Source organism: Hydrogenophaga sp. Root209 (genome assembly GCF_001428625.1).
In the GTDB taxonomy this organism is placed as follows: Bacteria; Pseudomonadota; Gammaproteobacteria; order Burkholderiales; family Burkholderiaceae_C; genus Hydrogenophaga.
In genome coordinates, this window is record NZ_LMIE01000031.1 from 421,329 (window position 1) to 446,178 (window position 24,850).

At 66.7% G+C, this 24,850-nt stretch carries 27 protein-coding genes; 20 read left to right on the plus strand and 7 right to left on the minus strand.

What is annotated here, in order from left to right:
• Nucleotides 1-93 precede the first annotated feature (93 nt).
• From ASE11_RS20475 to ASE11_RS20510, 8 genes are all read left to right on the plus strand, one after another.
• On the plus strand, nucleotides 94-1,227 hold the full coding sequence (locus ASE11_RS20475; RefSeq protein WP_056275924.1) for a substrate-binding domain-containing protein: 1,134 nt from the start codon (nucleotides 94-96) through the stop codon (nucleotides 1,225-1,227).
• A 128-nt stretch (nucleotides 1,228-1,355) separates the two neighbouring features.
• Nucleotides 1,356-2,228, plus strand: coding sequence for a fumarate hydratase (locus ASE11_RS20480; protein ID WP_056275927.1), 873 nt, complete (start codon nucleotides 1,356-1,358; stop codon nucleotides 2,226-2,228).
• Complete coding sequence (locus ASE11_RS20485) at nucleotides 2,221-2,859, plus strand: fumarate hydratase C-terminal domain-containing protein (RefSeq protein ID WP_056275930.1); 639 nt, start codon at nucleotides 2,221-2,223, stop codon at nucleotides 2,857-2,859. The genes ASE11_RS20480 and ASE11_RS20485 overlap by 8 nt, the downstream gene beginning before the upstream one ends.
• A 29-nt stretch (nucleotides 2,860-2,888) precedes the next feature.
• Nucleotides 2,889-3,875 (plus strand): Bug family tripartite tricarboxylate transporter substrate binding protein, encoded by a 987-nt coding sequence (locus tag ASE11_RS20490; RefSeq protein ID WP_056275933.1) that lies wholly within the window; start codon nucleotides 2,889-2,891, stop codon nucleotides 3,873-3,875.
• A gap of 50 nt (nucleotides 3,876-3,925) precedes the next feature.
• Complete coding sequence (locus ASE11_RS20495) at nucleotides 3,926-4,870, plus strand: amidohydrolase family protein (RefSeq protein WP_156406430.1); 945 nt, start codon at nucleotides 3,926-3,928, stop codon at nucleotides 4,868-4,870.
• A gap of 17 nt (nucleotides 4,871-4,887) precedes the next feature.
• Nucleotides 4,888-5,514, plus strand: coding sequence for a flavin reductase family protein (locus ASE11_RS20500; RefSeq protein ID WP_056275936.1), 627 nt, complete (start codon nucleotides 4,888-4,890; stop codon nucleotides 5,512-5,514).
• 7 nt (nucleotides 5,515-5,521) lie between these two features.
• Nucleotides 5,522-6,241, plus strand: coding sequence for an HpcH/HpaI aldolase family protein (locus ASE11_RS20505; protein ID WP_056275939.1), 720 nt, complete (start codon nucleotides 5,522-5,524; stop codon nucleotides 6,239-6,241).
• A 19-nt stretch (nucleotides 6,242-6,260) separates the two neighbouring features.
• Nucleotides 6,261-7,121 carry a hypothetical protein gene (locus ASE11_RS20510; RefSeq protein WP_056275940.1) on the plus strand — a complete coding sequence of 287 codons (861 nt, stop codon included), beginning with the start codon at nucleotides 6,261-6,263 and terminating at the stop codon, nucleotides 7,119-7,121.
• Nucleotides 7,122-7,201: 80 nt separating this feature from the next.
• Here the strand turns inward: ASE11_RS20510 and ASE11_RS20515 are convergent, their stop codons facing one another.
• From ASE11_RS20515 to coaBC, 3 genes are read right to left on the minus strand one after another with little or no spacing between them, the layout of a single operon-like run.
• Nucleotides 7,202-8,206: a ketopantoate reductase family protein gene (locus ASE11_RS20515; RefSeq protein ID WP_056275943.1), complete on the minus strand. Its 1,005-nt coding sequence runs from the start codon at nucleotides 8,204-8,206 to the stop codon at nucleotides 7,202-7,204.
• 28 nt (nucleotides 8,207-8,234) lie between these two features.
• Nucleotides 8,235-9,002, minus strand: coding sequence for a DNA-binding transcriptional regulator (locus ASE11_RS20520; RefSeq protein ID WP_056275946.1), 768 nt, complete (start codon nucleotides 9,000-9,002; stop codon nucleotides 8,235-8,237).
• A 12-nt stretch (nucleotides 9,003-9,014) separates the two neighbouring features.
• Entirely contained in the window at nucleotides 9,015-10,241 is a 1,227-nt protein-coding gene (coaBC, locus tag ASE11_RS20525; RefSeq protein ID WP_056276458.1) for a bifunctional phosphopantothenoylcysteine decarboxylase/phosphopantothenate--cysteine ligase CoaBC, read from the minus strand.
• A 111-nt stretch (nucleotides 10,242-10,352) separates the two neighbouring features.
• On the opposite strand from coaBC, the gene ASE11_RS20530 reads away from it, so the two are divergent.
• The 5 genes from ASE11_RS20530 to ASE11_RS20550 are packed head-to-tail and all read left to right on the plus strand — an operon-like array spanning nucleotide 10,353 to nucleotide 15,181.
• Nucleotides 10,353-12,023, plus strand: coding sequence for a CTP synthase (locus tag ASE11_RS20530; RefSeq protein WP_056275947.1), 1,671 nt, complete (start codon nucleotides 10,353-10,355; stop codon nucleotides 12,021-12,023).
• A 13-nt stretch (nucleotides 12,024-12,036) separates the two neighbouring features.
• A complete protein-coding gene (gene kdsA / locus ASE11_RS20535; protein ID WP_056275951.1) occupies nucleotides 12,037-12,894 on the plus strand; it encodes a 3-deoxy-8-phosphooctulonate synthase in 858 nt (285 codons plus the stop codon).
• A 44-nt stretch (nucleotides 12,895-12,938) separates the two neighbouring features.
• On the plus strand, nucleotides 12,939-14,222 hold the full coding sequence (eno, locus tag ASE11_RS20540; protein WP_056275954.1) for a phosphopyruvate hydratase: 1,284 nt from the start codon (nucleotides 12,939-12,941) through the stop codon (nucleotides 14,220-14,222).
• Nucleotides 14,223-14,232: 10 nt separating this feature from the next.
• The gene (gene ftsB, locus ASE11_RS20545; protein WP_056275957.1) at nucleotides 14,233-14,517 is read left to right on the plus strand and encodes a cell division protein FtsB; all 285 of its coding nucleotides are present in this window, start codon (nucleotides 14,233-14,235) and stop codon (nucleotides 14,515-14,517) included.
• Between the two features lie 4 nt (nucleotides 14,518-14,521).
• On the plus strand, nucleotides 14,522-15,181 hold the full coding sequence (locus ASE11_RS20550; RefSeq protein WP_056275961.1) for an AAA family ATPase: 660 nt from the start codon (nucleotides 14,522-14,524) through the stop codon (nucleotides 15,179-15,181).
• Here ASE11_RS20550 and ASE11_RS20555 read toward each other — a convergent pair whose 3' ends face one another.
• Entirely contained in the window at nucleotides 15,182-16,159 is a 978-nt protein-coding gene (locus ASE11_RS20555; protein WP_056275963.1) for an Hsp33 family molecular chaperone HslO, read from the minus strand. It lies immediately after the preceding gene.
• 50 nt (nucleotides 16,160-16,209) lie between these two features.
• A complete protein-coding gene (locus tag ASE11_RS20560; protein WP_056275967.1) occupies nucleotides 16,210-16,734 on the minus strand; it encodes a gamma carbonic anhydrase family protein in 525 nt (174 codons plus the stop codon).
• 50 nt (nucleotides 16,735-16,784) lie between these two features.
• Between ASE11_RS20560 and ASE11_RS20565 the strand changes: the two genes are divergently transcribed.
• Together ASE11_RS20565 and dbpA are read left to right on the plus strand one after the other, a co-directional pair.
• Nucleotides 16,785-17,630 (plus strand): ferritin-like domain-containing protein, encoded by an 846-nt coding sequence (locus ASE11_RS20565; protein WP_056275970.1) that lies wholly within the window; start codon nucleotides 16,785-16,787, stop codon nucleotides 17,628-17,630.
• A 16-nt stretch (nucleotides 17,631-17,646) separates the two neighbouring features.
• On the plus strand, nucleotides 17,647-19,041 hold the full coding sequence (gene dbpA / locus ASE11_RS20570) for an ATP-dependent RNA helicase DbpA (RefSeq protein ID WP_056275973.1): 1,395 nt from the start codon (nucleotides 17,647-17,649) through the stop codon (nucleotides 19,039-19,041).
• Between the two features lie 4 nt (nucleotides 19,042-19,045).
• On the opposite strand, the gene ASE11_RS20575 is transcribed toward dbpA, so the two are convergent.
• Together ASE11_RS20575 and ASE11_RS20580 are read right to left on the minus strand one after the other, a co-directional pair.
• A complete protein-coding gene (locus tag ASE11_RS20575) occupies nucleotides 19,046-19,474 on the minus strand; it encodes a VOC family protein (protein ID WP_056275976.1) in 429 nt (142 codons plus the stop codon).
• Nucleotides 19,475-19,515: 41 nt separating this feature from the next.
• A complete protein-coding gene (locus tag ASE11_RS20580) occupies nucleotides 19,516-21,732 on the minus strand; it encodes an ATP-binding protein (protein ID WP_162258076.1) in 2,217 nt (738 codons plus the stop codon).
• A gap of 88 nt (nucleotides 21,733-21,820) precedes the next feature.
• Here ASE11_RS20580 and ASE11_RS20585 point away from each other — a divergent pair, with 88 nt between their 5' ends.
• From ASE11_RS20585 to msrA, 5 genes are all read left to right on the plus strand, one after another.
• The gene (locus ASE11_RS20585) at nucleotides 21,821-22,075 is read left to right on the plus strand and encodes a DUF3297 family protein (protein ID WP_056275981.1); all 255 of its coding nucleotides are present in this window, start codon (nucleotides 21,821-21,823) and stop codon (nucleotides 22,073-22,075) included.
• A 49-nt stretch (nucleotides 22,076-22,124) separates the two neighbouring features.
• Nucleotides 22,125-22,703: a hypothetical protein gene (locus ASE11_RS20590; protein WP_056275984.1), complete on the plus strand. Its 579-nt coding sequence runs from the start codon at nucleotides 22,125-22,127 to the stop codon at nucleotides 22,701-22,703.
• Nucleotides 22,704-22,736: 33 nt separating this feature from the next.
• On the plus strand, nucleotides 22,737-23,603 hold the full coding sequence (locus tag ASE11_RS20595) for a PA4780 family RIO1-like protein kinase (RefSeq protein WP_056275986.1): 867 nt from the start codon (nucleotides 22,737-22,739) through the stop codon (nucleotides 23,601-23,603).
• 66 nt (nucleotides 23,604-23,669) lie between these two features.
• Nucleotides 23,670-24,167, plus strand: a complete 498-nt coding sequence (msrB, locus tag ASE11_RS20600) for a peptide-methionine (R)-S-oxide reductase MsrB (protein ID WP_200959393.1) — start codon at nucleotides 23,670-23,672, stop codon at nucleotides 24,165-24,167.
• Nucleotides 24,164-24,763 carry a peptide-methionine (S)-S-oxide reductase MsrA gene (gene msrA / locus ASE11_RS20605; RefSeq protein ID WP_056275992.1) on the plus strand — a complete coding sequence of 200 codons (600 nt, stop codon included), beginning with the start codon at nucleotides 24,164-24,166 and terminating at the stop codon, nucleotides 24,761-24,763. Before msrB ends, msrA begins: the two co-directional genes overlap by 4 nt.
• The last annotated feature ends 87 nt before the right edge of the window (nucleotides 24,764-24,850 follow it).

Below are 24,850 nucleotides of genomic sequence, written 5' to 3' on the forward strand. Positions count from 1 at the left end.
CCGCCTTGCATAGGCAATTCATTTCATACGTTGCAGTGGTCACGGCGCCTGGCCTGGCGGAGACACAGCGCGCTTGGGGCACACTCGCGGACCATGAAACAGATCCAGTTGTCGTACGCGTTCGCCGCCCGCGCACCGGGCCGTTCCAGCGGTCATGCGCTGCTGCGCAATCCGATGATGGACGTGCTGCAGGCCGTGCACACCAGTGGCTCCATCTCGGCCGCTGCGCGACAGCTGAACCTGTCGTACCGCCATGTCTGGGGGCAGCTCAAGGACTGGGAAGCGGCCCTGGGCCAGGCGCTGGTGTTCTGGGAACGCGGCCAGGCAGCGCGCCTCACGCCGTTTGGCGAACGGTTGCTGATGGCCGAGCGGTTGGCACAGGCGCGCCTGGGGCCCCAGATTGAAGGCCTGCGGGCCGAGCTGGAGCGCGCATTCGCCCGAGCCTTCGACGACGCCGGGGAGGAAGGCGACAGCGAGGTGCTCACGCTGTACGCGAGCCACGACCACGCCTTGAGCGCCCTGCAGGAATTTGCCGCCACCAGCACACCCGGGGGCAAGGACACGGGCCGTCTGCACCTGGACATCCGCTTCTGCGGCAGCGTGGACGCCATTCGGGCACTCAACGAAGGCCGCTGCGCCCTGGCTGGCTTTCACACCCAGCCGTTCGCCGCCTCGGGCAGCCAGAGCGCGCGCACCTACCGCCCGTTGCTCAAGCCCGGGCTGCACAAGATCATCGGTTTCGCGCGCCGCGCCCAGGGCCTGATGGTGGCGCCCGGCAACCCGCTGCGGCTTCACGACATGAACGACGTGGCGCGCCTGCAGGCTCGCTTCGTCAACCGTGCGCTGGGCACCGGCACACGTTTGCTGATGGACGAACTGCTCACCCAGGCCCTGCTGATGCCGGAAGACATCACCGGCTTCGAGCATGTGGAGAGTTCACACGCCGCGGTGGCCCAGGCGGTGGCCAGCGGCACGGCCGATGTGGGCCTGGGCACCGAGTACGCCGCCCGCACCCAGGGTCTGGGCTTTGTGCCGCTCACCGAGGAGCGCTACCTGCTGGTGTGCCTGAAGACCGCGCTGGAACAGCCCGCCGTGCAACGCCTGCTGCAGCGCCTGCGCAGCCGCGCCTGGCACGACCAGTTGGCGGGCCTGCCGGGTTATGCGCCCGATCACTGCGGTGAAGTGGCCGCGATGAAGCGGCTCCTGCCCTGGTGGGACGCGGTGTGACGGATCACTGGCTTGTCCTCTGGTTGCGTCCAACTTTTCAACTGTTGAAACATCGAAGAATTTGACTTGAAGCACCGCAGACGGGGGCGCATGATCCGGGCCGGAGACAACACCGGTTCAACGACAAGATGCCCATCCCCAGCGCCACGATCAGGGCGGTCACCGCTTCGCTTTACGAGCGGTCACTCAAGAAGATTCCCGACGACACGCGTGCCGTGCTGGCGCGTGCCGGCGAGCGCGAAACGGACCCGACGGCGCGCCGCACCTTCACGATGATGCTGGAGAGCGCGGACACCGCCGCGCGCAGCGGCCAGCTGGTCTGCAGCGATGTCGGCATTCCCACCTACAGCGTGAAGATCGGCACCCGCGTGCAGTTCAGCGGGCCGGTGCGCCAGGCCATGGTCGACGGCCTGGCCGACATGGCGGCCAACATCGACCCGCCCATTCTCAAGATGGTCACGCACCCGCTGACGCACGAGCGCAGCCACGCGGGCAAGGACATTCCCATCGTCACCTTCGACGTCATCGACGACGCCGACTACATGGACATCGTCTGCGCGCCCAAGGCCATGGGCACGGGCCGCTGGGAAGCGGTGGAGGCCTTCGTCTACCCGAGCGTCGAGGATGTGGAGAAGTACGTGCTGGACGTGGTGCTGCGCGCCGGGTCGCAGCCCTGCCTGCCCATCGTCGTGGGCGTGGGCATCGGCGGCACCTTCGACCAGGCCACGCGTCTGGCCAAGGAACAGGTGCTGCGCCCGCATGGCAAGCCCCAACCCGACCCGCTGCTGGCCGGCATCGAGCAACGCCTGCTCGACGCGATCAACCAGATGGGCTTTGGCGCCATGGGCACCGGCGGCGACTGCAGCGCCATGGCGGTGAACGTGGACTACTCGGCCAGCCACGGCTTCGTGCCGGTGGCGGTGTGCCTGAACTGCTGGATCAACCGCCGCACGGCCGCGCGCATCCACGGCGATGGACGCGTGGAAATGCTGTATGACTGAAGCACCCGCCGTGAGCCGCCTGCACGAATTGACATTGCCCCTGTCGGAAGAGCGCGTGCGCGAACTGCGCGTGGGCGACATGGTCACGCTCACCGGTGCGGTGACGGTGAGCATCGGCATCCCCACCCACAAACGCCTGGCCGAGGCCGCGCGCAACGGCGACGCGCTGCCGGTGGACCTGCGGGGCGGCGCCTTCTTCCACCTCAGCACCTATGTGCGCGAGCAAAACGGCACCCCGGTGCCGCTCTACCTCAACCCCAGCACCAGCACGCGCTACAACGCCTGGATGCCCGACATCGTGCGCGGCCTGGGTCTGCGGCTGGTGGGCGGCAAGGGCGGGCTGGACGATGCCAGCGTGGCCGCGCTGCGCGACTGCGGTTGCGCCTACCTGTCCTTCCTGGGCGGCGGCAGCCCGCTGTTGTCGCGTGCGCTGCGCGGCGTGCGCAGCTCGCACTGGAACGAATACATCTCGCAATTCCGCCTGCTGACGCTGGACGTCGCGGCGCTCGGTCCGGCCACGGTGGCGATCGACGCGCACGGTGGCAGCACCTACGACCAACTGCGCGAGCGCGCGCAGGCCCGCATGCCCGACATCCTCGACCGCCTGCGGCGGGCGAGGCAAGCCGGCTGACTTTGATCCCACCCCACCCAGGAGACACCATGCAACGCAGAACTTTCCAGACCGTACTTGCCACCGCCTGCCTCGCCGCCGGCTTCGCGGGCAGCGCGCCAGCGCTGGCGCAGAGCGGCAACTGGCCCGCCAAACCAGTGCGCATCGTCGTGCCCTTCCCCGCCGGCGGCAGCACCGACCTCGTGGCGCGCTTCATCGCCCAGGGCCTGAGCGAGAAGTTCGGCCAGGCGTTCATCGTCGACAACCGCGGCGGCGCGGGCGGCAACATCGGCACCGACGCGGTGGCCAAAGCCGCCCCCGACGGCTACACCATCGGCCTGTCCACCTCTGGCCCGCTGGTGAACAACAAGTTCCTCTACAAAGAGATGCCGTTCAACTCGGACAAAGACCTTGCTCCGATCGCGCTGGTGTGCGAAATCCCGCTGGTGCTGACCAGCAACCCCAAGGTCCCCGCCAAGAACCTCAAGGAATTCATTCAGCAGGCCAAAGCCAACCCAGACGCCTACACCGTGGGCCAACCTGGCAACGGCACCATCGGCCACCTGGCGCTGGAACAGCTCTCGTTGGTGACCAACACCAAGCTCTCCACCGTGGCCTACCGTGGCGACACACCGGCCCTGACCGACCTGCTCGGCGGCAGCATCCAGGCCCTCTCGGCGCCCATCACCGCCTTCATACCCAACCTCGCCTCGGGCAAGCTGCACGGCCTGGCGGTGACCTCGGCAACGCGCTACCCGGGTCTGCCCAACATCCCGACCGCCAAGGAACAGGGCATCGACATGGTGGCCACGGTGTGGTTTGCCATCGTCGGCCCGGCCGGCCTGTCGCCCGAGATCATCAAGTCGCTCAACACCGAAATCAACAACATCGTGAGTTCCACGTATGGCAAAGCCAAGCTGCAAACGTACGGCGCCGTGGTCAATGTGGGCCCGCCGACCCTGCTGCGCAAGATGATGGATGAGGACTCCAAGAAGTGGCAGAAGGTCATCGCCACCGCCAAGGTCACCCTCAACTGACGCCCTTCCCTCCGTGGCCTGCGGGCCGCCCACTTTTTTTCCGGATCCCCATGAGCGCCTCTTCCCGCCCCCTGCTGTTCGATGCCCACGCCCACCTGGTTGCCGATGACCAGACCGCCTACCCGCGCAAACCCATGCAGCGCGCAGCCAACGCGCCGCCCCGCCTGCCCGGTGTGATCGGCACACCCGGCGGCCACCACGGCCCCAACCCCATCAACGAAGTGCCCGACGTCTCGCGCATGCTGGTGTGGATGAAGGAAGAGAACGTGGGCGGTGCGGTGGCGGTGCAGAAGCGCATGGTCTACCGCTACGACAACAGCTACATCCTCGACTCGTCGGACCGCCACCCGGAGATCTTCTCCGCCGTGGTCATCCTGGACGCCGAGGATGCGGGCACCGCGCCGCTGGTGCGCGACTGGATCGCCAACCACGGCCTGGCCGGCGTGCGCCTCTTCGGTGGCCGCCAACCCGACGGCAGCATGCCCTGGCTCAACTCGCCGATGGCGCTCAAGACCTGGGAAGTGGCGAACGAATTCGGCCTGGTGATGAACCTGGAGGTGCTGTCCATCGGTGGTGGCGGCCCTTCCATCCCGGCGCTGATCGAGCTGTCGAGGCAGTACCCGAACGTGAACATCGTGCTCGACCACCTGCTCGAGCCCGAGATGGAAGAAGGCGAACACTTCGGTCTCGACGAACGCTACGAGACGCTCTCGCCCATCCAGAACATCTCGTTCAAGTGGACATCGATCAACCTCGACATCTGCCGCGAGGAGGGCATCCCCGCCGACAAGGTGTTGCGCCGCGCGGTCGACCTCTACGGAGCCGACCGCCTCATGTGGGGCTCGGACATCGGCACCTCGTCAGGCACCTACAAGGACATGGTGCAACGCGCCATCGACTCCGCCACGCTGTTGACCGAAGCGGAGAAGCGCGCCTTGTTCCACGACACCGGTCGCCGCATTTTCCAGAAGGGCGGCAGCGGCCGCCGCGCCTGAATCCAGGGCCAGTGACGATGTCCCGACCCGACTTCACCACCCTGGACGCCACCACCATGGACACGGCCACGGCCTACCGGCTGCTGGTCGGTGCCGTGGTGCCGCGCCCGGTGGCGTGGATCACCACCCGCAGCAAGGGCGGCGTGGTCAACGCCGCGCCGTTCAGTTCCTACAACTACGTGGCCCACAGCCCGCCCATGGTGGCCGTGAACATCGGCACCAAGGACGGCCAGCTCAAGGACACGGCGCGCAACATCGTCGAGACCGGCGAGTTCGTGGTCAACGTGGCCACCTTCGACGCCATGGACCTGATGCACGGCTGCAGCGCCGACTATCCCGCCGAGACCAGCGAGATCGAGGCGCTGGGCATCGAGTTGCTGCCCGGTGAACGCATCGCGGTCCCGCGCGTGGCGATCTCGCCGATCCAGATGGAATGCCGCCTGGAGCGCGCGATCACGCTGGGCCGGGGCCTGAACACGCTCTACATCGGCGAGGTGCTGCTGTTCCACCTCTCGTCCTCCGTGTTCGACGGCCGATATGTCGACAGCGTGAAGTTGCGCCCCATCGCCCGACTGGGCGGTCCGCTCTACGCCGAGCTGGGCGCGCTGCACAACCGCCCGCAACTGCAGAAACCCCCGAAGTGAACCCACCATGACCCGCCAACTGAAACTGGGCACGTTCGTCAAGACCGCCTCACCTCACATCGTCGAAGTGCTGGGCACCACCGGGCTCGACTTTGTCTGCCTGGACGCCGAACACGCGCCGCTGGACCGTGCCATGCTGGACCTGATGGTGCTGGCCGCGCGCGCCAGCGGCCTGCAGGCCTTCATCCGCATCGCCGAGGCCAGTCCTTCCGTGGTGCTGTCGTGCCTTGACCTCGGTGCCACCGGCCTGCTGGTTCCCCACGTCGACAGCGCCGAACAAGCGCGCGACGTGGTCGCCATGGCGCGCTACCGCGGCGGCGTGCGCGGTTATTCCAGTTCGCCACGCTTTGCCGGCTACGGCAGCCTGGGCATGAAGGAGGCGCTGCGCATCGGTGACGAGGCCCAGGTGATCTGCCAGATCGAATCCGGGGCCGCCGTGACAGAAGCCGAGGCCATCGCCGCGGTGCCCGGTGTGGCCGGCCTGTTCGTGGGCCGCGCCGACCTCGCCCTTTCCATGGGCCTGGACAGCCCGCGCGACCCGCGCGTGCTCGACGCCACTCGCCATGTGCTGGCCGCGGCCCAAAAGGCCGGCAAGTTCGCCGGCATGTTCGTGGCCGGCAATGCGGAACGCGACGAATTCGCCGCGCTCGGTGCCAACTGGTTCATCGTTTCTTCCGACCAGACCCTGCTGCGCCAGGCCGCCCAAGCCATTGCGCACGCCAACTGACCCACCGAGGAATTTCAAGATGCCCTTGCTGCCCTCCCAACTCGCCACCTACGCCCGCCACCACGACCACGCGCCTCGCGCCGTGCCGGGCGACAGTTGCCCTGCGTGGATCACGCGCGGCGCCAACTTCGTCGTCGTGGTCTCGCGCGTGCAGCCGGGCGACACGCTGCAACGCGACAACACCGACGAGTACGTGCTGCTGCTGCCCGACACGCCGGGTCTGTCGGTGCAGGTGGAGGCCGGCGGCTCATCGCTGCAGACCGACCCTGACAGCCTGACCATCGTGCCGCCGGGCCCGAGCACGCTGCGCGTGAGCGGCAGCGGCCTGCTGGTGCGCGTGTTTTCCAGCGACGTGACCGACCTGCTCGCGCTGGCCGACAACCACGCCGCCTACGCCACACCCAACCCGGACGCCGCGCCGCTGGTGGCCTGGCCCGAACCCGTGGGCGGCTACAAGCTGCGCCACTACCGGCTGGCCGACTTCGCCACCGAAGGCAGCCAGATGCGCATCTTCCGCACCCGCAAGCTGATGGTGAACCCGCTGCTCAAGCGCACCGTGGCGCGCGACGTGCACAAGCTCAGCCCGCACAGCCACGCCGACTTCGAGCAGGGTTCGCTGGCGCTGTCGGGCACCTACGTGCACCACCTGCGCTTCCCCTGGGGACCCGACATGACGCAGTGGCGCGGGGACGAGGCCGAGCAGATGGGCAGCCCCTCGCTGCTGGTCGTGCCGCCCAAGGTCGTGCACACCAGCCGCAACATCGACGCCCCGGGCGTGCTGGTGGACATCTTCGCGCCACCGCGCTGGGATTTCTCGAAAAAGGGCGTGGTCTGCAACGGCGACGAATACCCGATGCCGCCGGAACCTGTAACCGGCTGACTCCATCCCCGTTCGGGCTGAGCCTGCCGAAGCCGTGTGCGCGCATGCACTTCGACAAGCTCAGTGCGAACGGTTTTTTGCTAGGGGTATAGCCCCGCACTGCGGGCGCGCAGGCAGGCCAGCGCGAACACGTCCTGCAGCCGAGGCACCGGCTGCCCCACGGCCTGCGCGCATTCGATTGCCGCGCCCAGGATGGCATCAAGCTCGACGCTGCGGCCAGCCTCCAGGTCCTGCAGCATGGAACTGCGGATGGCACCGAGCTGGCGCGTCTGCGCCATGCGCTGCCCGGTCGTGGTCTCCAGCGTCAGGCCCAGACGCCGGCCCAACGCGATGCACTCCTCCATCATGGCCGCGAACAGCGCGCTCACACCAGCGTCGTCGAGCATGCGGTCGGTCGTGGCGCCGGTCAGCAAGCTCAGCGGGTTGGCGCACACGTTGCCCAACAGCTTGAGCCAGATGTCGCTGCGGATCTGCGCGCTGGCCACCGCGCCGAGGCCGGCCTCGGCCAGCACACCGCTCCACAGCGAAGCGCGCTCGCTCACGCCACCTGCGGGCTCGCCGATCGCGAGGCGCGCACCGGCGCTGTGCACCACCACGCCTGGCTGCGGGCAATAACACGAGGCCATGATGGTGCCGCCCAGCACACGTGACAGTTCCACCGCGCGTTCGGTCTCGCCCTGCGGATCGACGCGGCTCAGGCGCTGACCTTCGAGCGGCTGGCCCGGCACCAGGAAATACCACCAGGGCAGACCGTTGTTCAGCGTCAGCACGGGCGTATCGGTCGCGAGCAGGGGCTGCAGGGTCGGCACCACGGTCGGCAGCGCCTGCGACTTGAGCGCGAGGACCACGAGGTCTTGCGGACCCATGGCCTGCGGCGCGGATTCGGCGCGCACCGCGATGCGCTGCTCTGGCTGGCCGCCGGTGGTGTAGCGCAGGCCGTGCGTGCGCAGGGCCTCCAGCGTGGCGCCACGCGCCAGCAGCGTGACGTCGTGCCCCGCGCCCGCGAGCCGCGCGGCCAGGTGGCCGCCGATGGCGCCGGCGCCGACGATGCCGATGCGGCGGGGATGGGCGGTGGCAATGGTCATGGGAGGGTGTCTCGGGATGGGATTCGTGTCACAGCGCGGTCAGCCGCTCGCTCACCTGCCGCGACAGGGTCTGCAGCGGTTCGAGGTAGCGCTCCACCGCCTGCTCGTTGCTGAAGGTCGAGGCGATCCAGGTCATGCCGATCGTGGCCACGACGCGTGGGCCCTCGAACACCGGCACGGCGAGCGTGCCCGACACCGGGCGGATGCCGGGTGCGCGCAGCGCATAGCCTTGCTGGCGGATCTTGCGCAACATCGCCTGCAGCGCGGCCTTGTCCTGCGCCATCGCGTCTTCCTCGTTGGGCGAGAGACGCAGGATGCCGAGCAGCGCTCGGCGCTCCTCGCGCCCGCAGAACGCCAGGTAGGCGCGCCCCAGCGCACGCCCCACCAGCGACAGGCGCATGTTGATGGTCGAGTGCAGCAGGGCCAGCGGCGAGTTCGGGATGGTGCTGTAGCGCACGACCACGGCGTCGTAGTCGGGCACGGCCAGGGCCAGGGGCCACTTGATCTTGCGCGTGAGGGCGTCGGCCGGCGCGGCCGTCGCCTCCACGATGCGCGGCTCGCCGTGGTAGCCGGCGGACAGCGTTTTCACGCCCGACGCCAGGCTGTAGGCCCCGTACTGCGGTGAATGGACCACCAGGCCCTTTCCCTGCAGCGTCTCCAGCAGACGCACGAGCGTGGGCTTGGGGATGCGCGTCTGCTGGTGCAGCAGGTCCAGCGGGCAGACCGGCTGGCGGTTGAGCGCCAGCAGCACGTCGAGCGCCCGCTCGACGGCACGGATGGGGGCGTAGGACGGCACGGACGGCGGCCTTCAGGCCTGCAAACGTCGCGCGATCTCGACCACCAGCTGGCGTGCGAGCACCAGCTTGGACGCGCGCGGCAGTTCGGTGGTGCCGTGCGCGTCCACCAGCAACAGCGCGTTGTCGTCCTGGCCGAAGGTGGCCGGGCCGATGTTGCCCACCAGCAGCGGCACACCCTTGCGCGCGCGCTTGGCCTGGGCGTGGGCCAGCAGGTCGTGGCTCTCGGCGGCAAAACCCACGCAGTAGAGCGCGCCGCCCTGCGCGCGCGGGCTCGCTGCAATGCCCGCCAGGATGTCGGGGTTCTCCACGAACGACAGCGTGGGCACTTCGCCCGAGCCGTCCTTCTTGATCTTCTGGTCCATCGTCTGCGCCGGGCGCCAGTCGGCCACGGCGGCGGCCGAGACGAACACGGTGGCGGTCTGCGCCAGGTGGTCCAGCGCCTCCTTCATGTCCAGCGCCGACTTCACGTTGATTCGCCCCACGCCGCGCGGCGTGGGCAGGCCCACCGGGCCGGCCACCAGCGTCACATGGGCACCCGCTTCGTGCGCGGCGCGCGCGATGGCAAAACCCATCTTGCCGCTGGAGAGGTTGGTCAGGCCGCGCACCGGGTCGATGGCTTCAAAGGTGGGGCCGGCGCTCACCAGCACCTGCTGGCCCGCGAGCACCTTGGACTTGAAGAAGCGGACCAGGTCGTACAGAAGCTCGTCGGGCTCCAGCATGCGGCCGTCCCCGGTTTCACCACAGGCCTGATCGCCCGCGCCCACGTCGAGCACGGTGGCGCCGTCAGTGCGCAACTGCTCGATGTTGCGCTGCGTGGCCGGGTGCGCCCACATTTCGCGGTTCATGGCGGGGGCCAGGATCAGCGGCACGCTCTCGATGGGGCGCGCCAGGCACATCAGCGAAAGCAGTTCGTCCGCCCGGCCGTGCACCAGCTTGGCCATGAAATCGGCGCTGGCCGGGGCGACCACGATGGCGTTGGCCTCGCGGCTGAGGTTGATGTGCGGCATGTTGTTGTCGGCGCCACCCGAGGTGCGCGCGTCCCACTGCGAGGTGAAAACCGGGCGGCCCGAGAGCGCCTGCATCGTCACTGCCGTCATGAACTGCTCGGCCGCCTCGGTCATGACCACCTGCACCGTGGCACCCTCTTTCACCAGCGCCCGGCACAGCTCGGCCGCTTTGTAGCAGGCAATGCCGCCCGAGAGGCCCAGGACGATGTGTTTTCCAGTGAGTTCGTTCATGGGCGCAATGTAGCAGTTGGGCCCTGTCCACACGGCCATCCGGGTGGGGGCAGGGGTCGGCATTTATAATCGCCATTTCCACCTCCTGCGAGCATCTGGCTCGCCCGAGACATGACCAAATTTGTGTTCGTCACCGGCGGTGTGGTGTCCTCTCTGGGCAAAGGCATAGCCTCCGCATCCCTGGCCGCGATTCTTGAGTCCCGCGGCCTCAAAGTCACCCTCATCAAGCTCGACCCGTACATCAACGTGGATCCGGGCACCATGTCCCCCTTCCAGCACGGCGAGGTGTTTGTCACCGACGACGGCGCCGAGACCGACCTGGACCTGGGTCACTATGAGCGTTTCATCGAAACGCGCATGAAGAAGACCAACAACTTCACCACCGGCAAGATCTACCAGTCGGTGCTGGAGAAGGAACGCCGGGGCGACTACCTCGGCAAGACGGTGCAGGTGATCCCGCACGTCACCAACGAAATCCAGGAATTCATCCAGCGCGGCGCCGGCATCGGCACGCCCGACGCGGTGGACGTGGCCATCGTCGAGATCGGCGGCACCGTGGGCGACATCGAGTCGCTGCCGTTCCTGGAGGCCGTGCGCCAGATGAGCCTGCGCATGGGCCCGAACAACTCGGCGTTCGTGCACCTGAGCTACGTGCCCTGGATCGCCGCCGCCGGCGAGCTGAAAACCAAGCCCACGCAGCACACCGCCAAGGAGCTGCGCGCCATCGGTATCCAGGCCGACGCCCTGCTCTGCCGCGCCGACCGCCGCATTCCCGACGAAGAGCGCGCCAAGATCAGCCTGTTCTCCAACGTGCCCGAGTGGGGCGTGATCTCCATGTGGGACGTGGACACCATCTACAAGGTGCCGCGCATCCTGCACGAGCAGGGCCTGGACGGCCTCATCTGCGACAAGCTGCGACTGAACACGCCACCGGCCAGCCTCAAGCGCTGGGACGACCTGGTCTACGAAGTTGAACACCCCAAGGCCACGGTGCACCTCGCCATGGTCGGCAAGTACGTCGACCTGTCGGACAGCTACAAGTCGCTCAACGAAGCGCTGCGCCACGCCGGCATGAAGAACCACGCCAAGGTGCAGATCGAGTACATCGACTCCGAAACCCTCAACCCGGCCAACGTGGCCCAGGTGCTGGGCCGTTTCGACGCCATCCTGGTGCCCGGCGGCTTCGGCAAGCGCGGCATCGAAGGCAAGATCTGCGCGGCGCGCTTCGCCCGCGAGCACAAGGTGCCTTACCTCGGCATCTGCCTGGGCATGCAGGTCGCCACCATCGAGTACGCGCGGCACGTGGCCGGCCTCAAGGACGCCAACAGCACCGAGTTCGAGGCCGACACGCCGCACCCCGTCATTGCGCTCATCACCGAGTGGAAAGACGCCGACGGCAGCATCAAACAACGCGACGCGAACTCCGACCTCGGCGGCACCATGCGCCTGGGCGCACAAAGCTCCGACGTGACCCCTGGCACGCTGGCCCACCAGATCTACGGCCCGGTGGTCACCGAGCGCCACCGCCACCGGTACGAAGCCAACGTGAACTACCTCGACCAGCTGCGCAAGGCCGGTCTGGTGATCTCGGCGCTCACGCAGCGCGAGCAGCTCACCGAAATGGTGGAGCTGCCCCAGAGCGTGCACCCCTGGTACGTGGGCGTGCAGTTCCACCCCGAATTCAAGTCCACACCTTGGGCCGGGCACCCGCTGTTCAACGCCTACGTGAAAGCCGCGTTGGTCCAGCAGGCGAAAAACACCCCGGCCGTGGCCACCGCCTGATCGAGCTCCCACCATGAAACTCTGCGGCTTCGACATCGGCCTCAAACAGCCCTTCTTCCTGATCGCCGGCCCCTGCGTGATCGAGTCCGAGCAGTTGCAGATGGACGTGGCGGGCCAGCTGAAAGAAATCACCGGCAGCCTGGGCATCCCGTTCATCTTCAAGAGCAGCTTCGACAAGGCCAACCGCAGCAGCGGCACCACTTACCGCGGCCCCGGCCGCGAGAAGGGTCTGGAGATTCTGGCCAAAGTCAAACGAGAGCTGGGTGTGCCGGTGCTCACCGACGTGCACAGCGAAGACGACATCGCAGAAGCCGCGAAAGTCTGCGACGTGCTGCAGACGCCCGCCTTCCTGTGCCGCCAGACCGACTTCATCCGAGCCGTTGCGCAGAGCGGCAAACCGGTGAACATCAAGAAGGGCCAGTTCCTCGCGCCGCACGACATGAAGAACGTGATCGACAAGGCGCGAGCGGCGGCGAAAGAACTGGGCCTGAATGAAGACAACTTCATGGCCTGCGAGCGCGGCGCGAGCTTTGGCTACAACAACCTCGTGAGCGACATGCGTTCGCTGGCCATCATGCGCGAGACCGGTGCCCCGGTGGTGTTTGACGCCACCCACAGCGTGCAGTTGCCCGGCGGGCAAGGCACCAGCAGCGGCGGCCAGCGCGAGATGGTGCCGGTGCTGGCGCGTGCAGCAGTGGCAGTCGGCGTGGCCGGCCTCTTCATGGAAACCCACCCCGACCCCGCCAAGGCCATGAGCGACGGCCCGAACGCTGTGCCGCTCAAACACATGAAGGCGCTGCTGGAAACGCTGCTGGCGCTGGACGCCGTGGCGAAGAAGAACGGCTTCCTTGAAGACCATTTCAACGCCTGAACCCCATTCACTTTTTTGTTTTTTGACCCAGAGGTAATGACCCCATGAGCGCAATCGTTGACATCGTTGGCCGCGAGATCCTGGACAGCCGCGGCAATCCCACCGTCGAATGCGACGTGTTGCTGGAAAGCGGCGTGATGGGCCGCGCGGCCGTGCCTTCAGGCGCGTCCACCGGCTCGCGCGAAGCCATCGAGCTGCGCGACGGCGACAAGAGCCGTTACCTCGGCAAGGGCGTGCTCAAGGCGGTGGAGCACATCAACACAGAAATCTCCGAAGCCGTGCTGGGCCTGGACGCCTCCGAGCAGGCCTTCCTGGACAAGACCCTGATCGACCTGGACGGCACCGACAACAAGGGCCGCCTGGGCGCCAACGCAATGCTGGCCGTGTCCATGGCGGTGGCGCGCGCTGCGGCCGAAGAAGCTGGCCTGCCGCTCTACCGCTACTTCGGCGGCATGAGCGCGGTGCAGATGCCCGTGCCCATGATGAACGTGGTCAACGGTGGCGCACACGCCAACAACAACCTGGACCTGCAGGAATTGATGATCATCCCCGTGGGCGCACCGAGCTTCCGCGAAGCCGTGCGCTGGGGTGCCGAGGTGTTCCACGCGCTCAAGAAAATCATCCACGACAAGGGCATGAGCATTGCCGTGGGCGACGAAGGTGGCTTTGCTCCGAACGTGGCGAACCACGAAGCCGCGATCCAGATGATTCTGGAAGCCATCAGCAACGCCGGCTACACCGCCGGTGAGCAGATCGCCCTGGGCCTGGACTGCGCCGCCAGCGAGTTCTACAAGGACGGCAAATACCACCTGGATGCCGAAGGCTTGGTGCTGAGCGCCGAAGACTGGACCAACATCCTGGCGACCTGGGTCGACAAGTACCCCATCATCAGCATCGAAGACGGCATGGCCGAAGGCGACTGGGACGGCTGGAAGGTGCTGACCGAACGCCTGGGCAGCAAGGTGCAGCTGGTGGGCGATGATTTGTTCGTCACCAACACCAAGATCCTGAAAGAAGGCATCGACAAGCGCATCGGCAACTCGATCCTGATCAAGATCAACCAGATCGGCACCCTGACCGAGACCTTCGCCGCGATCGAAATGGCCAAGCGCGCGGGTTACACCGCCGTCATTTCGCACCGCTCGGGCGAGACCGAAGACAGCACCATCGCCGACATCGCCGTGGGCACCAACGCCGGCCAGATCAAGACCGGCTCGCTCTCGCGCTCGGACCGCATGGCCAAGTACAACCAGCTGCTGCGCATCGAGGAAGACCTGGGTGAAGTGGCGGTGTACCCCGGTCGCGCTGCCTTCTACAACCTGCGCTGATTTCTGACCCATGGCCAACCGTCTCATCCCTGCCCTGCTGATCGCGCTGCTGCTGGTGCTGCACGCCCAGCTGTGGTTCGGGCGGGGCAGTGTGCCGCGGGTGACGAGCATGAAGCAGCAGTTCGTCGCGCAGGAGCAGGCCAACCGCGACGCGCAGCAGCGCAACGACCAGTTGATGAGCGAGGTGCGCGACCTGCAAGAGGGCCTGGACATGGTCGAGGAACTCGCCCGCGCTGAACTCGGCATGGTCAAGCCCAACGAAATCTTCGTGCAGATCGCGCAGAACAAGCGCTGACGCCATGGCGGCCGTCACGGTGACGCTGCTCGGCGGCGAGTCCAGCGGCAAGACCACACTGGGCTTGGCCCTCGCCGACCACCTCAACACCCTGAACGTGCCGACCACGTTCGTGCCCGAGCACCTGCGCGCGTGGTGTGAACGCGAAGGCCGCGCCCCGCTGGCGCACGAGCAGGCAGCCATCGCCGACGAACACACCCGACTCATCGACTCCGCAGCGCAGAGCGGCGTGCAGGTGGTGGTGGCCGACACCACGGCGCTGGTGGTCGCGGCGTACAGCGAGCGCGTGTTCAACGATCTATCGCTCCTGCCCGCCTCGCTGGTGGCGCAGAAACGGCTCGACCTCTCGCTGCTCATGGGCCTGGACTTGCCCTGGCAGGCCGACGGCCTGTTCCGCGAAGGACCCGGCATGCGGGCCGATATCGATGCTGTGCTGCGACGCGAACTGCAGTCGGCCGGCATCCCGTTCCAGACCGTCTACGGAACGGCAGAGGCTCGTTTGCGGCACGCGCTGCGCGCGGTGGGCGTGTTGCTGAAGCGCCCGCTCGTGGCACACGACCCGCTGCTGGAAGCCGGCACCGGCCGATGGACCTGCGAGAACTGCAGCGACCCCGAATGCGAGCGGCGGCTGTTCAGTGGGCTCGTGACGAACCGGCCGGGTTGATCAGTGTTTTTGGTCGCTCGCAGGTGCCTGCTGCGCTGGCTGCAGAAACACCTGCGCCGCGTCCACCGGATCAAACCGGTACTGCGCGCCACAAAACTCGCAGCCCACCTCCACCTGCCCCTGCTCGCTCAGGATGGAGTCGATCTCGTCGCGACCCAGGCTGCGCAGCATGTTGCCCACACGCTCGCGCGAGCAGGTACAGGCAAAGCGCGGGCCGTTTTCGCCCGTCATGGGTTCGAAGCGGCGCACGTCTTCTTCCCAGAACAGGCGGTGCAGGATCGTGTCGGCATCCAGCGTCAGCAGCTCTTCACGTTTGAGGCTGGACGCCAGAATGGCGATGCGGTTGTAGTCCTCGTTCAGGCCGATCTGGTCTTCGTCACGCGCGCCCGACTGGCCTGCGAGGTTGCCACTGCCCTGCAGCGGCAAGCGCTGGATCAGCAGGCCAGCGGCCACGTGTTCGTTGGCCGCGAGCACCAGCCGCGTGTCGAGCTGCTCGCTCTGCAGCATGTAGTGCTCGATCACCTCGCTGAGCTTCTCCAGCTTCTCGCGCTGGTCGCCATACAGGGGCACGACGCCCTGGTAGGGCTGCTGGCCGGGCAGGCGGTCCGTGGGGTCGAGCGTGATGGCACAGCGACCCTGGTTGGTCACGTTGACCATGTGCGACAGCGCAGCGTCCGGGGCCACGTCACCCATGACGGTGGCGGTGGCGCGCAGGGTGAGGTCGGGCTGCACTTCGGCCACGGCCAGCTTCACCGGCCCGTCACCCATGATCTGCATGATGAGTGCGCCATTGAACTTGATGTTGGCCTGCATCAGCGTGGCCGCAGCCGTCATTTCGCCCAGCAGTTCGGTTACGGCCGTGGGGTAGCCTCCGCCGTCGCGGTGGCGCTGCAGGATCTCCTGCCAGGCGTCGGTCAGGCGCACCAGCATGCCGCGCACGGGCATGCCTTCAAAGACGAATTTGTGGAGTTCGGACAAGCGGGGCTTTCAGGGATCGTTCGAAAAAACGCAATCGTGGCAGATCGGGGTCAGTCGATCTTTTTCAAGGTCTTGCGAAAACGCGCGGCGTTGTCGGTGTAATGCTGGGCACTCATGCGCAGGCCTTCGATCTGCTCGGGCGAAAGCGTCTTGGCCACGCGCGCCGGGCTGCCCAGGATCATCGTGCCGTCCGGGAACTCCTTGCCTTCGGTCACCAGCGAGCCGGCGCCCACCAGGCAGTGTTTGCCGATCTTCGCGCCATTGAGCACCACGGCGCCAATGCCGATCAGCGAGCCGTCACCGATGGTGCAGCCGTGCAGCATCACCTGGTGGCCCACCGTCACGTTTTCGCCGATGTTCAGCGGCAGACCCACGTCGGCGTGCAGCACGCTGCCGTCCTGGATGTTGCTGCCGCGCCCGATCGTGATGGTTTCGGTGTCGCCACGCACCGTGACGCCGAACCACACGCTGCTGTCTTCACCCAGCACCACATTGCCGATCACCTGGGCGTTGTCGGCCACCCAGGCCGATTCGGCCACGCGGGGAGCGGTGCCGTCGAGTTCGTAAAGGGCCATGTCTGTTGTCTCCGTTGGCTGATTTGGGGATGCTTCCTAGAATTGTAGGGATGCAAGCCCCCGCCGACCTGTCGCATCTTCCTTCCGCATCTTTGCGCGCAGGGGCCCTGCAGGCGCTGTGCACCAGCGAGCCAGGCCAGAAGGTGGCGGCCACCCATGCGCTCTTTGAGGCCCTGCAAGCGGGCGGAACATCGTTGGACCCAGCCGAGCTCCTCACGCCCGACGCCTCCCGATCCCTGCCCGGGCGGCCAGCGCGGCCCGTGCTCATTGCGCCGGTCGACGTGCCCCAACGCTCGGTGTTCACGCCGGAAGGCTTTGCGATGCTGCTGCACGCAGTGGCGCACATCGAATTCAATGCGATCGATCTGGCCCTGGATGCCGTCTGGCGCTTCCGCGACATGCCTGCCGAGTACTACACCGACTGGATGCGCGTGGCCCACGAAGAAGCCATCCACTTCGGGCTGCTGCGCGCGCACCTGCAAACCCTGGGCCACGACTATGGCGACTTCGCGGCGCACAACAGCCTGTGGGAAATGTGCGTGCGAACGCAGCACGACGTGACGGCCCGCATGGCGCTGGTGCCACGCACCATGGAAGCCCGCGGCCTGGACGCCACGCCGCCCATGCAGGCACGGCTGCGCAAGGTGGGCACGCCGGCCGCACTGCGCGCGGTCGAGATCCTCGACGTGATCCTGCGCGACGAGATCGGCCATGTGGCGGTGGGCAACCGCTGGTATGGCTGGCTGTGCGAGCGGCAGGGCATTGAGCCGCTGGCGCACTACCGGCGCCTGGCGCGTGAGCATTCGGCGCCACGCCTGAAGCCGCCGTTCAACGAACCCGCGCGACGGGCGGCAGGCTTCAGCGACGCCGAGCTGACCGCCATGCATCAGGCCTGAGCCCCGATAATCGGGGATGACTTCCGCACCCCCGACCGCTTTCAGCACCCTCCCCCTCTCCCCCGCCACGCTGGCCAACCTGGAGCAGCTCGGCTACCTGGAAATGACGCCGATCCAGGCCGCAGCGCTGCCGCCCGCGCTGCTGGGCAAGGACATCATTGCCCAGGCCAAGACCGGCAGCGGCAAGACCGCCGCCTTCGCCCTCACCCTGCTGTCCAACCTGAACGCGCGCCGCTTTGCGGTGCAGACCCTGGTGCTGTGCCCCACGCGCGAGCTGGCCGACCAGGTGACCACCGAGATCCGGCGCCTGGCGCGCGCCGAGGACAACATCAAGGTCGTCACCCTGTGCGGCGGTGTGCCGCTGCGCGGGCAACTGGCCACGCTGGAGCACGGCGCGCACATCGTGGTGGGCACACCGGGCCGCATCATGGACCACCTGGAGCGCGGCAGCCTGCCGCTGGACGCACTCAACACCCTGGTGCTGGACGAGGCCGACCGCATGCTCGACATGGGCTTCTTCGACGACATCGTGACCGTGGCCAAGCAGTGCCCGAAGACGCGCCAGACCTTGCTGTTTTCCGCCACCTACCCCGAGGGCATTGCCAAGCTCAGCGCGCAGTTCATGCGTGAGCCCGTCACCGTGAAGGTGGAGGCACAGCACGCGGGCGCGCAGATCGAACAACGCTGGTACGAGGTGAAGGACACCGAACGCCTGGACGCGGTCAGCAAGCTGCTCGCCCACTTTCGCCCGGCCAGCACGCTGGCCTTCTGCAACACCAAGGCGCAATGCCGGGACCTCGTGGCCGTGCTGCAGGCCCAGGGCATTAGCGCACTGGCGCTGTTCGGCGAGCTGGAGCAGCGCGAGCGCGACCAGGTGCTGGTGCGCTTTGCCAACCGCAGCTGCTCGGTGCTGGTGGCCACCGACGTGGCCGCGCGCGGCCTCGACATCACCAGCCTGGCCGCCGTGATCAACGTGGACGTGACGCCCGACGCCGAGGTGCACATCCACCGCATTGGCCGCACCGGCCGTGCGGGCGAAAGCGGCCTGGCGCTCAACCTGGTCAGCATGGACGAGATGGGCAGCGTGGGCAAGATCGAGCAGCTGCAGGGCCGTGAATCGAAGTGGCACCCGCTGAGCGAACTCGTGCCCACCGGCCAGGGGCCGCTGGTGCCACCCATGGTCACGCTGCACATCCAGGGCGGGCGCAAGGAGAAGATCCGCCCCGGCGACGTGCTGGGTGCGCTCACCGCCGACCTGGGCTACACCCGAGAACAGGTGGGCAAGATCAACGTGAACGAATGGTCGACCTATGTGGCGGTGGACCGCGACATTGCCCAGCAGGTGGCCAGCCGGCTCAACGACGGTCGCATCAAGGGCAAGGCGGTCAAGGTGCGGGTGCTGGAGGACTGAGTCCTCAGAACGTCACCTTGACCGACGGCGCGCTGCGCTGCGCCTCGCCGTGGAACACAGCTTCGATGTTGTTTCCGTCGGGATCGATGACGAAGGCGGCGTAGTAGCCTGGGTGGTACTTGCGTTCACCCGGCGCGCCGTGGTCCTTGCCGCCTGCGGCCAGCGCGGCTTTGTGAAATGCATCGACCGTGGCGCGATCCTGTGCCTGAAAAGCCAGGTGATGGCGTCCGGTGAGTGCGCCGTTCGCGGCCCCGCTCCCGGCTGTGGAGACGAAGAGTTCGTCGGCCCAGAAATAACCCTCGCCAGCGCCGCCCATCGGCACCTTGAGGACCTTGAACACGGCTTCATAAAACGCCTGGCTGGCCGGGAGGTCCTTCACGACGAGCTGGATGTGGTCGATCAGCCGACCTCGGTGCAGTTCCTGTGTTTCCATGGTGAGCTCCTGTTACTCAACGGATGAAAGGAGACAACATCCTAGCGAGCTGCACCCCGAACCACGTCATTGAGCACACGATCGAGATCGCCGGCTTCGACCGGTTTGCGCAGCACAACTGCAAACAAGGCCTTCAGGTGCTGCTCGTGCGCCTCGTCCAGATTGCCGCTCAGCAAGACCACCGGCGGCGGTTGGTCCATCGAGCGCATGCGTTGACCCAGGCCCACACCGTCGAGCCGCGGCATCGACAGATCGGTGAGCACGACGTCCCAACGCTGGGCGGACTGCACCAGGTAGCTCCAGGCCTCTTCGCCGTCCCGGGCGCGCGTCACGTTCCAGCCTTTGCGCTCCAGCAATGCGCTCCACGATTGGCGCACCAACTGGTCGTCGTCGACGAACAGCAGTTCACGCCTGCGCTTCTCTGAGTCGGGAGCCGTTGTGGGAGGAGGAGCGGCTGCCTCGTCGGCACTGGCCGGCAGGTACAGGCAGAAATGGGACCCCTCCCCCACCACGCTGGACAGGCCGATGTGGCCGCCGTGATGCGCCACGATGCCCTGCGCAACCGACAGCCCCAGCCCGGTTCCGCGACCCACGCTCTTGGTGGTGAAGAAGGGCTCGAACACCCGGTCGACCACATCGGGCGCCATCCCGGGGCCAAAGTCCCGCACCTCGATCGTCAGGAAGCGCCCTTCGCCCAGCTGGGCGATGCCCGGCGGCGGGTTCTCATCCCCCCCGAGCGGAAGGAAGATCTCGTCGATGGTGATCTCGATTCGGCCCTTGCCCTCCATCGCGTCTGAAGCGTTGATCAAGAGATTCACCAGGACTTGTTGCAATTGCGTCGGGTCGCCTTCAACGACGTCAGGATCCACGCGATGGATCGCGACGATTTCGGACTCGCGTGTCAGACCGGCGCTCACGAGCCGGCGCGTGTCTTCCACCAGGCTGCGCAGGTGCAGCCGCTGCAGTTTTGGCGCTGTCTTGCGGCCAAATGCCAGCAACTGGCGTATCAGGCCGTCGGCGTACTTCGTGGCCTTCAACGCTTGTCCCAGCGACTCATGACCGGGATGCTTCTCTTCGAGATCCTCGATCGTGAGCCGCACCCAGCCCGTCACAGCCGCCAGCGAGTTGTTGATGTCGTGAGCGATGCCACCGGCCAGCCGGCCGAGTGCCTCGGATTTCTGGCTTTGCATCAGTTGCGCCTGAATGGCCTCCTGCCTCTCGAAGGAACGCTGCTGCTCTTGCGCATCCGACCGCACACGCTGCAACAGCTGATTGACGACCGATGCGAGTGAACTGATCTCGTCACGCCCCTGCACGAGCACAGGCGGCGCCGAGGTGGGGCCGTCTCGGGTGATGACTTCAATGTCGGTGCAGAGGCGCTGAAGCCGTCTGAGCAGAAACCGGTCGAGGATGAGCACCAGCAGCAGGCTGGCCATCGACGCCGTCAGGCCGACCGCCATCATGCCCTGCCGGTTCAGCGCCTGGCCCTGCTCCTGCAGGTGGCGATCCAGCCCGAGGACCAGTTCTGCCACGGGAAGACCTTGGTGGTCTTCCAGCAAGACATGCAGATCGTCCAGTTCGGCATTCCCCCGCTGCACGTGAATGGGCGCGTTCGTGTGACCAGGCGTCTCGAACGACAAGCGCGCCGGCATCATCAGAACGTCGGCCAGGCGATGAACCTCCGCTTCGTCAAAACGGCGCACCATGACCATGACTCCCTGTACCACCCCAGTGGTCTGGTTGGGCGGACGAATGCCGGCTGCGATCACGATCTCCAGCCCACCGTCCGCCAGGCGCAGGGTCTGGAGCACCGCCTTGGGATCCTTACCTGCCAGGACGAGCTCGGTCAGCTCCCGCAGGGGCGCAATGCGTTCCGCCCCCAGCTTGGACAGTGGCCCCTCCCCTTCCCGCTTCACCGTGGCCAGCACGCGACCACGGTCATCGAACACCAGCACCTCGGAAATGCGCAGGTATCCCATGTTGTCGGCATCAAAGTTGTCCGCGATGAACTCAGGTAGCTTGCCGCGAACAAAATTCACCGCATCAACCCAGTAGGCGTAGTCCTGGGTGGTGGCCCTCAAGGCCTGCACCTGTTGGGCGAACACACGCTTGGCGCGTTCACCCTCGTGCGTCGCGTGTTCGGCCTCCAGTCGGGCGAACGAGTCCTGCACGAGGTAGCGAGCGCCGAGCATCCCGCCGCCCGCGCACACGGCGACGGCTGCGAGGATCAAGGCCCAAGCCTTGTGCTGTAGTTTCATGGTCACAGGAGATCGACCCTTTCGCGGGAAAGTGAAGTGACAAACGGCACGCAACGGCCATTTCCACGTTCTGGCCGACAATCCAGCCATGAGCGAATCCACCCCCACCACCCCTCCTCCCTTGCCCGACCGCCTCTCCATCGACGCCCGCAGCCCGCACCATGTGGCCGCGGTGTTCGAGCACGACATCGGCATCCGCTTCAACGACAAGGAGCGTTTCGACGTGTCCGAGTACTGCATCAGCGAAGGCTGGGTGAAGGTGCCTTCGGGCAAGACAGTGGACCGCAAGGGGCAGCCGCTGCTCATTCAACTCAAGGGCAAGGTCGAGGTCTTCTACAAATAGAGACCATTTGCCCTGAACGCGTGGTGAGCGATCGACTCGATACAAGCCTATGCGCCGCAGATTCCTTTTCTCCGCTGCCTTGTGCGCGACCCTGGGTCGACAGGCATGGGCTCAGCCGGTGGAAGCCGACGACCGGCCCTCCGGGCCACCCGGTTACACCGTGTCGACCGACGTGCTGCAGCGCTCGGTGGCAGAGCGCTTTCCCATGCGCTACCCGGTGCAGGGGCTGCTGAACCTGGACCTTCAGTCGCCGCGCCTGAGCTTGTTGCCCGAGCAGAACCGCCTGCGCGCCGAGATGGCGGTGGAGGCCGCCGGCCCGGCGCTCAACCGCAGCCACCGGGGCAGCTTCGACCTGGACTTTGCACTGCGCTATGAGGCGAGCGACCGCACGCTGCGCGCACACCAGCTGCGCATCGACCGACTGCGCTTTCCCACCCTGCAGCCGAGCGTGGTGGAGTTGCTCAACACCTACGGCCCGGCCTTGGCCGAGCAATCGTTGCGAGAGGTGGTGCTGCACCGGCTGAAGCCGCAAGACCTGCGCATGGCCGATGCGATGGGCATGCAACCCGGCCCCATCACAGTGACGCGGGAGGGCCTGGTGATCGCGTTCGTGTTGAAGCCACTTTGAAGCCCTTGTGAGGCGCGGGCGCAAAATGGCCCGATGAAAGCTCCTCCCCGACTGCAATCCCTCGTTGAAGAGGGTCTCATCGACACCGTGGTGCGCCAGCTCATGAGTGGCAAGGAAGCCATGGTGTACGTGGTGCGTTGTGGCACTGAGACCCGCTGCGCCAAGATCTACAAGGAAGCGAACAACCGCAGCTTTCGTCAGGCGGTGGACTACACCGAGAACCGCAAAGTGAAGAACTCTCGTCAGGCGCGCGCCATGGCCAAGGGCACCAGGTTCGGCCGCGAGGCGCAAGAGGCCGCCTGGCAAAGCGCCGAGGTGGACGCGCTCTACCGGCTGGCCGCCGCAGGCGTGCGGGTGCCGCAGCCCTTCAACTTCTCCGAAGGCGTGTTGCTCATGGAACTGGTGACCGATGCGCAGGGCGACGCGGCACCCCGGCTCAACGACGTGTCGTTCACGCCCGAGCAGGCGCGCCAGCACCACGCCACGCTCGTTGGCGAGGTCGTGCGCATGCTGTGCGCGGGTGTGGTGCACGGCGACCTCTCGGAGTTCAACATCCTGCTGGCGCATTCGGGCGAAGACAACACCGACGACTTCCCCGTGATCATCGACCTGCCGCAAGCAGTGGACGCCGCCGGCAACAACCACGCCCAGCGCATGCTGCTGCGCGACGTGGCCAACCTGCGCGACTTCTTCGGCCAGTTCGCACCCGAGTTGCTGAAGACGCAGTTCGGACCCGAGATCTGGAGCCTGTACCAGAGTGGTCTGCTGCGCAACGAGACGGTGCTGAGTGGCCGCTACGAGCGCGCGCCGGGCGCGGTGGACCTGGGCAGCGTGATGCGCGAGATCGACGACGCGCGCGACGAAGACGCAGCGCGCCGGCTGCGCATGGCGCAGACGTAACCAGGTCTTGGTTTCGATTGCCCGTGTGGCCGTGTAAGGAATGCCGGCTGTGGTCGACTCATGCTCATGAACACCCGTCCAACCCTCAACCGCCGCCAGACCATGAAACTGCTGACCCTGCTTGGCCTGGGTTCACAGGCCGCCACCACCGCGGTCAAGGCCGCGGCCGCTACCGATCCCTGGAAACTCAGCGAGGCCGAGTGGAAGAAGCGCCTGACGCCTGCCCAGTTCGACGTGTTGCGTGAAGAAGGCACCGAGCGAGCGGGCAGCAGTCCGCTCAACGCAGAGAAGCGCACGGGCACCTACCACTGCGCCGGCTGCGATCTGCCGCTGTTCTCGTCCGACACCAAGTACGAGAGCGGCACCGGCTGGCCGAGCTTCCACACGCCGCTGGCCGGCGCGCTGGGCACCAAGACCGATTTCAAGGCGATCTTTCCGCGCACCGAATACCACTGCGTGCGTTGTGATGGCCACCAGGGCCACGTGTTCAACGACGGCCCCAAGCCCAGCGGCAAGCGCTACTGCAACAACGGCGTGGCGCTCACCTTCAAGGCGGCCGCATGAACGCGTACCTCCTGCCCCTCATGGCTTCAGTGCTGCTGTCCGCTGGCGCTGCACAAGCTCAAACGACGCCCGCCACCGCCAAGGCCACGTTTGCCGGTGGCTGCTTCTGGTGCGTAGAAGCCGACTTCGACAAGGTCCCCGGCGTGCTCTCGACCACCTCGGGCTATATCGGCGGCACGGTGGCCACCCCGACCTACCAGCAGGTGTCCCGCGGCAACACGGGCCACGCCGAGGCGGTGGAGATCGTGTTCGATCCGGCCAAGGTCAGCTACGCCACCCTGGTGGAAAAGTTCTGGCGCACCATCGATCCGACCACCAAAGACCGGCAGTTCTGCGACGCCGGCAACCCCTACCGCACAGTCATCTTCACGCACGATGCGGCGCAAGCGGAGGTGGTGAAACGCTCGCTGGCGGCGCTGGAAAAATCCAAACCGTTCAAGGAACCGATCGTCACGCAGGTCGTGCCCGCCACCCCGTTCTACGCGGCCGAGGACTACCACCAGGACTACTACCTGAAGAACCCCATTCGCTACAAGTACTACCGCACGAGTTGCGGGCGCGATGCGCGTTTGCAGCAGCTCTGGGGAAAACAATGACAGACCCACAGTTCAATCACCGTTCGGACCGAGCCTGTCGAAGCCCTCACCCAGGTCTGCATTCGTTGCCCTGCGACAGGCTCAGGG

Bases quoted from the DNA above. Each gene is read 5' to 3' on its own strand.
- ASE11_RS20475 (WP_056275924.1), top strand. From the start codon at position 94: ATGAAACAGATCCAGTTGTCGTACGCGTTCGCCGCCCGCGCACCGGGC.
- ASE11_RS20480 (WP_056275927.1), top strand. From the start codon at position 1,356: ATGCCCATCCCCAGCGCCACGATCAGGGCGGTCACCGCTTCGCTTTAC.
- ASE11_RS20485 (WP_056275930.1), top strand. From the start codon at position 2,221: ATGACTGAAGCACCCGCCGTGAGCCGCCTGCACGAATTGACATTGCCC.
- ASE11_RS20490 (WP_056275933.1), top strand. From the start codon at position 2,889: ATGCAACGCAGAACTTTCCAGACCGTACTTGCCACCGCCTGCCTCGCC.
- ASE11_RS20495 (WP_156406430.1), top strand. From the start codon at position 3,926: ATGAGCGCCTCTTCCCGCCCCCTGCTGTTCGATGCCCACGCCCACCTG.
- ASE11_RS20500 (WP_056275936.1), top strand. From the start codon at position 4,888: ATGTCCCGACCCGACTTCACCACCCTGGACGCCACCACCATGGACACG.
- ASE11_RS20505 (WP_056275939.1), top strand. From the start codon at position 5,522: ATGACCCGCCAACTGAAACTGGGCACGTTCGTCAAGACCGCCTCACCT.
- ASE11_RS20510 (WP_056275940.1), top strand. From the start codon at position 6,261: ATGCCCTTGCTGCCCTCCCAACTCGCCACCTACGCCCGCCACCACGAC.
- ASE11_RS20515 (WP_056275943.1), bottom strand. From the start codon at position 8,206: ATGACCATTGCCACCGCCCATCCCCGCCGCATCGGCATCGTCGGCGCC.
- coaBC (WP_056276458.1), bottom strand. From the start codon at position 10,241: ATGAACGAACTCACTGGAAAACACATCGTCCTGGGCCTCTCGGGCGGC.
- ASE11_RS20530 (WP_056275947.1), top strand. From the start codon at position 10,353: ATGACCAAATTTGTGTTCGTCACCGGCGGTGTGGTGTCCTCTCTGGGC.
- kdsA (WP_056275951.1), top strand. From the start codon at position 12,037: ATGAAACTCTGCGGCTTCGACATCGGCCTCAAACAGCCCTTCTTCCTG.
- eno (WP_056275954.1), top strand. From the start codon at position 12,939: ATGAGCGCAATCGTTGACATCGTTGGCCGCGAGATCCTGGACAGCCGC.
- ftsB (WP_056275957.1), top strand. From the start codon at position 14,233: ATGGCCAACCGTCTCATCCCTGCCCTGCTGATCGCGCTGCTGCTGGTG.
- ASE11_RS20550 (WP_056275961.1), top strand. From the start codon at position 14,522: ATGGCGGCCGTCACGGTGACGCTGCTCGGCGGCGAGTCCAGCGGCAAG.
- ASE11_RS20560 (WP_056275967.1), bottom strand. From the start codon at position 16,734: ATGGCCCTTTACGAACTCGACGGCACCGCTCCCCGCGTGGCCGAATCG.
- ASE11_RS20565 (WP_056275970.1), top strand. From the start codon at position 16,785: ATGCAAGCCCCCGCCGACCTGTCGCATCTTCCTTCCGCATCTTTGCGC.
- dbpA (WP_056275973.1), top strand. From the start codon at position 17,647: ATGACTTCCGCACCCCCGACCGCTTTCAGCACCCTCCCCCTCTCCCCC.
- ASE11_RS20575 (WP_056275976.1), bottom strand. From the start codon at position 19,474: ATGGAAACACAGGAACTGCACCGAGGTCGGCTGATCGACCACATCCAG.
- ASE11_RS20580 (WP_162258076.1), bottom strand. From the start codon at position 21,732: ATGAAACTACAGCACAAGGCTTGGGCCTTGATCCTCGCAGCCGTCGCC.
- ASE11_RS20585 (WP_056275981.1), top strand. From the start codon at position 21,821: ATGAGCGAATCCACCCCCACCACCCCTCCTCCCTTGCCCGACCGCCTC.
- ASE11_RS20590 (WP_056275984.1), top strand. From the start codon at position 22,125: ATGCGCCGCAGATTCCTTTTCTCCGCTGCCTTGTGCGCGACCCTGGGT.
- ASE11_RS20595 (WP_056275986.1), top strand. From the start codon at position 22,737: ATGAAAGCTCCTCCCCGACTGCAATCCCTCGTTGAAGAGGGTCTCATC.
- msrB (WP_200959393.1), top strand. From the start codon at position 23,670: ATGAACACCCGTCCAACCCTCAACCGCCGCCAGACCATGAAACTGCTG.
- msrA (WP_056275992.1), top strand. From the start codon at position 24,164: ATGAACGCGTACCTCCTGCCCCTCATGGCTTCAGTGCTGCTGTCCGCT.